At 40.5% G+C, this 6,922-nt stretch carries 9 protein-coding genes; 6 read left to right on the top strand and 3 right to left on the bottom strand.

Annotation, left to right across the window (positions count from 1 at the left end; translation table 11 throughout):
• The 4 genes from K6G87_RS07050 to K6G87_RS07065 form a co-directional block, all read left to right on the top strand.
• The coding region (locus K6G87_RS07050) for a GNAT family N-acetyltransferase (RefSeq protein WP_296835334.1) at positions 1-255 on the top strand (255 nt) is incomplete at its 5' end.
• A 21-nt stretch (positions 256-276) separates the two neighbouring features.
• Complete coding sequence (locus K6G87_RS07055; RefSeq protein WP_296835335.1) at positions 277-1,026, top strand: nucleoside phosphorylase; 750 nt, start codon at positions 277-279, stop codon at positions 1,024-1,026.
• A gap of 3 nt (positions 1,027-1,029) precedes the next feature.
• Positions 1,030-1,794: a nucleoside phosphorylase gene (locus K6G87_RS07060; RefSeq protein WP_296835337.1), complete on the top strand. Its 765-nt coding sequence runs from the start codon at positions 1,030-1,032 to the stop codon at positions 1,792-1,794.
• A 125-nt stretch (positions 1,795-1,919) separates the two neighbouring features.
• Positions 1,920-2,291, top strand: coding sequence for a hypothetical protein (locus K6G87_RS07065; protein ID WP_296835339.1), 372 nt, complete (start codon positions 1,920-1,922; stop codon positions 2,289-2,291).
• Positions 2,292-2,406: 115 nt separating this feature from the next.
• Here K6G87_RS07065 and tnpC read toward each other — a convergent pair whose 3' ends face one another.
• The 3 genes from tnpC to K6G87_RS07080 form a co-directional block, all read right to left on the bottom strand.
• On the bottom strand, positions 2,407-4,029 hold the full coding sequence (tnpC, locus tag K6G87_RS07070) for an IS66 family transposase (protein ID WP_296835340.1): 1,623 nt from the start codon (positions 4,027-4,029) through the stop codon (positions 2,407-2,409).
• A gap of 274 nt (positions 4,030-4,303) precedes the next feature.
• Positions 4,304-4,660 carry an IS66 family insertion sequence element accessory protein TnpB gene (gene tnpB, locus K6G87_RS07075; protein WP_022756239.1) on the bottom strand — a complete coding sequence of 119 codons (357 nt, stop codon included), beginning with the start codon at positions 4,658-4,660 and terminating at the stop codon, positions 4,304-4,306.
• Positions 4,650-5,039 (bottom strand): IS66 family insertion sequence element accessory protein TnpB, encoded by a 390-nt coding sequence (locus tag K6G87_RS07080; protein WP_296835343.1) that lies wholly within the window; start codon positions 5,037-5,039, stop codon positions 4,650-4,652. The genes tnpB and K6G87_RS07080 overlap by 11 nt, the downstream gene beginning before the upstream one ends.
• A 499-nt stretch (positions 5,040-5,538) precedes the next feature.
• Between K6G87_RS07080 and K6G87_RS07085 the strand changes: the two genes are divergently transcribed.
• Together K6G87_RS07085 and K6G87_RS07090 are read left to right on the top strand one after the other, a co-directional pair.
• Positions 5,539-6,510, top strand: coding sequence for a glycosyltransferase family 2 protein (locus K6G87_RS07085; RefSeq protein ID WP_296835345.1), 972 nt, complete (start codon positions 5,539-5,541; stop codon positions 6,508-6,510).
• A 37-nt stretch (positions 6,511-6,547) separates the two neighbouring features.
• Positions 6,548-6,724: a hypothetical protein gene (locus K6G87_RS07090; protein ID WP_296835347.1), complete on the top strand. Its 177-nt coding sequence runs from the start codon at positions 6,548-6,550 to the stop codon at positions 6,722-6,724.
• Positions 6,725-6,922: the final 198 nt, after the last annotated feature.

Raw genomic sequence — 6,922 nt, forward strand, 5'->3', positions numbered from 1 at the left:
TACCTTGGAATGTCCATCCGCCAGACGTATACCGGCATGGGTCTTGGAAGCTTCATGATGAAGACAGCCCTTGAACAGGCCAAAGAGAACGGCTTTGAGCAGGTAGAACTTGGCGTATTTGCAGACAACGACAGAGCAAGACATCTCTACAAGAAATTCGGCTTTAAGGAATATGGCGTAAACCCAAGAGCTTTCAAACTTAAAGACGGCACTTACATTGATGAGATAATCATGGCGAATATTTTTGAAAAGTAAAGAAAAATGGAGGATACCTGGATGATACCAGATTTTTTTGACGACCAGACAGAACCAATAGTAAAGATAGAAGAATTTTATGGGGAACAGAAGCACATAGTGGATAAATGCCTGATTATTTTTTCAAAAAAGATCCATGACTTCCTTCTCGAAGAATTCGAATGTGAAGAGATTGGATATATAGGTGCCTGCAACGGAGCAATAACAATCTATAGCCTTGATTACAAGGGGGAAAAGATAGCTTTTTATCTTACGGGAATTGGCTCAGCTTTTGCATCGGGAGCTTGCTATGAGGCTCATTGGCAGACAGGTGCAACACAGTTCATTATGTTTGGCTCCTGCGGCAGTCTTGATGCCGACAAAACTTCAGGTAGATTCATTATCCCTACCAAGACCTATAGAGGCGATGGAGCATCCTATTACTATGCGCCGGCGTCAGATTATCTTGAGATAAAAAATAGTGATAAACTTGCCGGTATATTTGATGAACTAAAAGCACCATACGTTCAGGGAAATGTATGGACTACAGATTCTATGCTGCGCGAGACGAAAGGACTTGTCGCTAGGAGAAAAGAAGAGGGATGTATAGCTGTTGAAATGGAACTTGCAGGAGTTCAGGCTTTATGCGATTTCTATGGACTTGACCTATACAATTTCCTTGAAGCGGGAGATGTTCTTGCTGAGAGTGGATATGAGGTTAGCGAACTTACCAAAGCAAACCATGACTTTGGAAAACTTTATCTTGCACTGGATATTGCAACGAGGTTATAACATATGATTATTAAAAATGAGATTCCAATATTAGAATACGATGACACATCTCTTGAAGTTATCGCTCCTGATCACGATTTTGAGGATACGAAGCTTCCTGAGAAATGTCTTTTTGCTTTCCTTGGCGATGTGGTCCACGATTATGCCAAGGCTCAAAATGCAGAAGTGATCCAGGAATTGGTCACAGTATCACATACATACAAAGTCTATATTCTTCATGAGGAAAAAGAGGATATTTGCCTTGTTCAGTCTCTTATAGGGGCGGCAGCTGCCACTCAGACGCTGGACAGTCTTGTATCAGCAGGCTGCAAGAAAGTCATCGCAGTAGGCTCCTGCGGCGTACTTGCAGACCTTCCTGAGAATGCATTCCTTGTGCCAACAAAGGCTCTGAGAGATGAAGGTACATCTTACCATTACCTGCCTGCATCAAGATATATTGAAATGGATAAGGAACCTATCACAGCAATAGAAGATACCTTCAAAAGGCACAACCTCCCATTCACCCCCTGTACCACATGGACTACAGACAGGTTCTTTAGAGAGACCAAAGACATGGTTAGTTACCGCCTGGAGGAAGGCTGCCAGGTAGTTGAAATGGAATGCGCAGCTCTTGCAGCCTGCTGCAGGAAAAGAGGTGCAAGCTTTGGTCAGTTCCTTTTTACTGCCGATTCTCTTTCCAACGTTCACGAATACGACGCCAGAGACTTCGGAAAAGATTCTCATGAAAAGGCACTGCTCCTGGGACTTGATATTCTAAGAAACTTCTAATTGTCTTGAAGGAGGATTTTGTTCTTTTGGCTTGCCAAGTCTCTATTATCGTGATAATATATGAATTTGTACGCAAAAATAAAAACCGTTTTTGCAAATTGGTTAAGAAATGGGAGATATACTAAATGTTAGTTAGAATTCAGTACAAATCATTAGATGACAATACTAAACGTGTCATAGAGGCCGGACAGCTAAACAAGAACCAGCTTACACAGATAAATGCAAGCATAACAGAGCATGTTAATTCTAAAAAGAAGAATGTGATCGTTTCTTTCGCTATTATGCTTATACTGTTTGTATTCATGACATTTTCGATGTTAAGTAACACAGCAGTGCAAGACAAAACACATCTGTTTATGTTCATAATCCCTGTTTTTGCCATGATACTTATCATGGAATATGTTTCTGCATGGCTTGCATATGGACGCCTTCGCAGTCAGTTCAACAAAGCTCTTAAAAAGGGCTATCCGGGATCTTACGGTGAGTTTCTGGTATGATAGGATAGTTCACACAGTTGCCAGTATTTCATATATGGGTGAAGAGTCTATTCTCTTTACCCATATTTTGTAAGCGTCAAATAATCCGCTTGCTTGTAAAATAAACGCCGCAGTTTTATTTGCGGCGCGGTTTACGGCATCTTTCTGGTAATAATTCGGACCAAGGTAATAAATGATCCATACCAGCCGTATCTATATTTCCTTTTTCATCCCGGAGCTTTGGAAGCTCTGTAAGGAGGTGCTCAACATAGTAATAAACATTTAGATGATTGGCCCTGGCTGTTTCCACAACTGAATATATCAGAGCGCTGGCTTCTGCGCCTTTGATGGTATTCATGAATTCCCAGTTCTTTCTGCCAATTGTGAAAGGTCTTATTGCTCTTTCGCTGGCAGAATTATCCATAGGGACATCGCCATCTTCAAGGAATACTCTGAGGTACTTTTCTTGGTTGATACAGTAGTTTAGACCATCAAGGGTTTTACCTTTTGTAAGGATACCGTCGGCAATACATTGTTTTGCCCACTCGAAGAAATCATCCACAAGCAGTTTTATCTCTGCCTGTCTGCGGATGAGCCTTTCTTTTGATGAAAGTTCCTTGAGTTCACCTTCGATGTGGTACATCTCGGCTATCCTTTCAAGAGCTTCATTAGCTACCGAATGCTTGATGGATTTCTGATTCTTTTTGCCGATTGCCTTTATAGCATCGGAGAAATCCCTTCTCGCATGAGCCCAGCAATTCGCGCTGGTCACACCTTTTAGATTTTTCTCTATCAGGTGGTACTGCTGAAGTCCGTCGGTCACAAGAACTCCTTTGTAATCCCGGTAGTAATTCTCAGGATGTTCATGATGCCTAGTCTTCTGGTATTCATACAGGACTATCTGTCTGTCCTTATAGAACTCACCAGATCGATGAACCCACATGTAGCTCTTGCTTCCAGCAGGGCGATCGTCATGTATGACATTCACTGGCGTTTCATCAGACTGAGTAACATGAAGAGATAAAAGTATTTCTCGCAGTTTTTCACAGAAGGGTTTGAAATAATCCTCAGCACATCTAATAGTCCAATTGGACATGGTCTGCTTGGAAAGATTTAATCCGAACTGGCTGAAGTCACGCTCGATACGATCAAGCGGATTAGCATTCGCATATTTGGCATTTATGATCGCTGCTTCAAGCGAAGGTGTTGCAAGGCTCTTGGGAATCATCTCAACAGGGCGTTTTCCTCTTAAGAATTCATCCTGATGATCACCAGACTTGCCGACAACAACATCAACAGAGTGTCTTTCAACTTTCCAGGAAGCCGGTGTGTAAAGCAGTTTTGTGAATTCATCGGATTTCATTCTTCTCCAGCATCCTTCACCAAAGAAAGCATCTGCTTCGTCATCGCTGACTGGGTGTGAGATGAACTCTTCAGGGAATCCCTGAAGATCTTCCTGCTTTTTACCTTTGCGTTTTCGGGAACCATTCTTGGGCGGAAGGATATCTTCCGGATCAGCTTCAGGTTCATCATCAGCGAAGTATTCGGCATCATTAAAAAGAGACATCTGACCGGAGATCTGATCGATCTTTTCAGTCTTCCTGCCGAACTGTCGCTGATTGGCTATACGCAATTGTTCAATGAGCGCTTCCATGTTTTCATTCATGCGCTCCATTTGATCCTGCAAGGACAGAAACATGCCGTTAACCACTTTGGGACCTAACATATTTAATTCATCTTCAGTGTATTTATGCGCCATATCATGTCCTTTCCTATGCATCTATTGTACAGGAAAAGCCCATAAATAGCGAACTTGGCGTGTTTTTGCCTTGGTGATTATGCCTATGGATTATTAATTAATAGAGCTTCATACACCAAAAGGAAATATAGAGTTTTCAAAGTGCAACAAATGCTCAACAAAACGCCTTCAAGGCGCATATGCAGGCGTTTACAGGCATCTGAACAGTATCAGAATGCCGTGTTTATTATGAAAAACAGAGGGGGGTAAAAATTCTCCGTTTTGCACAAGCGTATTAGTATATATGCTGTGGGTTTACCTGTTTTATCTTAGGCTTTAATGGATTTAGTCCTATGAGAAGATAGTGGTACTGCTCAGTAGTCAGACTCGCTGCCTGAGCTGGAGTTCGTGGCCAGTCAAAACGGCCATCCTCCAAACGCTTATAAAGTAGCAGAAAGCCATCGCCCTCCCATAGCAGTGCTTTGATTCTGTCGGATCTACGTCCGCAGAATAGGAACAGAGTTCCTTTCTCAAATGGGTTAAGATCATACTTTGTTCCAACGACCTGTGCAAGACCGTTGATGCCAAGTCTTAAATCGGTATACCCTACAGCAAGGATTATCTTAGTAACACCACCAAGTTCAGCAAGCATAGGCAGCTACCTTCAAGATCTTGCCTAGAAGCTCGTCTGATATGCCGTTATGAAGTTCAATTTCAATCTTGCCAACCCGAATCAATGCTGCTGGTCCGGAACTGCTCACTATTTCTTCAGTACGCTCAGCTGGCAATTCATTTAGAGATGGCATCTCAACAAATGTCACTTCCTCTGAAGAACGAGTTTTCAGCAAAGACTTATTGGTGGTTTCGGCAGCTAGTATTCTTAACCTGCGCTGCCAATAGTAGTATTGTTTTACATCAATCCCGTTTTCATTCAACCAAGCTTTGGCTGTCTGATTCTCGGGGCGTTCGTGACACTTATGAACGATTTCAGCCCACTGGGCTGTACGCACATCGTGTGTGATTTGATCCATTCCTGGCCTCCTTTAAAAAACTAGTTAGTTTTTTCGGTTTTTTAAAGTAAACAATACAAAATTTATCCTAAAAATTTAATATTTAATATTATATATCATATATTAGTATTTTTGTGATATAATTGTCTTAAGTTCTAAAACAAAAAACCAAAGATTATTTTGCGATAATCCATGTATAGTAAATGTATAGTAATAAGAAACAAAGGTTCCGACTTTTAATATTAAGAAAAGAGGGGGATACTGACAGAATATCTTATTGATAAATTGCAGCTTTTCTTGTTACATCATTTAGAGGGGTAATCCAAAGAGAATTTGGTTTTCTTTTTTTTACTCTTTTTAAATTCACTAATAATCAGGTTGTCTTGGACTATATCAAGATAACGCTATAAATATATCTAATCTATAAGCTTTTTGTTGTCCTTTAAACTGATATTTATTTATGCAATATGTAACCATAAAATATGACATATTCTATTACTGATATCGAAAGGGAACGTGTATGAAACTGATCATTCAGATACCATGCTATAACGAGGCGGAGACACTTGAGGTTGCACTCAATGACCTGCCCAGGCATATAGATGGCATCGATGAAATTGAATACCTCATTATCAATGACGGCAGTAAGGACAATACAGTTGAGGTGGCGAGAAACTGGGGTGTACATCACATCGTCAATTTCAAGCAGAACCAGGGACTTGCCAAGGGATTTATTGCAGGACTTGACGGTTGCCTTAGATGCGGAGCAGACATCATTGTCAATACCGATGCTGATGATCAGTATAAGGGAGAGGATATTGAGAAGATTGTTCGTCCTATTCTGAATGGAGAGGCCGACATTGTCATAGGCGCAAGACCTATCGATGAGACAGAACATTTTTCCTATATTAAAAAGAAACTTCAGCACCTTGGAAGCTGGACAGTCAGAAAGGTATCTAATACAAATATTCCTGACGCTCCCAGCGGATTCAGGGCATTTAGCCGTGATGCTGCCATGAAGCTCAATGTAGTAAATGACTATACATACACTCTTGAAACAATCGTTCAGGCAGGTAGAGAGAGTATCCCTATGACAAGTGTTCCTATAAGGACTAATGCAGAGCTTAGACCTTCAAGACTCTTCAAGAGTATCTGGGGATATGTCAAGAAGTCAATGCTGACAATATTAAGGGCGTATGTTATGTATAAGCCACTCAAGGCATTTACAATACTAAGTTTCCCATTCGTAGTGCTAGGAGTAGGTATAGGAATAAGATTCTTGTATTTCATAACACAAGGTACTAGTGGAGGACATGTACAGTCACTTATTCTTGGCTGTATGCTCATCATCATCGGAGCACTTATATTCGTTATGGGTATAATGGCAGATACTATAGCAGCGAATAGAAGAATACTTCAAGATGTTCAGTATCATGTAAAGAGGATTGAGTATGACTATATGACTCGAAAAGAGGAAGAAAATACACATTAAAAAGCGAATAAAGGTATTAACAGCTTAGTTGATATTTATGCTGATTTGTATAGCAGGTAGTATAGTTAGCTACGTTGCGGAAGATGTCCAGAGCGCAGTTGTCACATTAAATGAAGATGTAAATGTCTACTCTGAGATGAGTACTGAGGGTGAAGTGGTTGAAAGCTTCAAGACCAGAGATCCGGTATATATGATTGCAGAGAGCAGCTACTGAATCACCATTTTTAATAAAGTATAGACATTATACATTTTTACCAATTCAAGTGAAGATGGAATATATGTTGCGCAGGATACTGTGGAAACATCAGACTAGATGGAGAATAGTGATAATTGCAGTAATTGTTGTGGTTGTTAGGAATTAAACTTATGAGTATTCATAAGTTTAATTAGGAAAAAGAATCTTAGATAAAGG

This window comes from Butyrivibrio sp. (assembly GCF_024699075.1).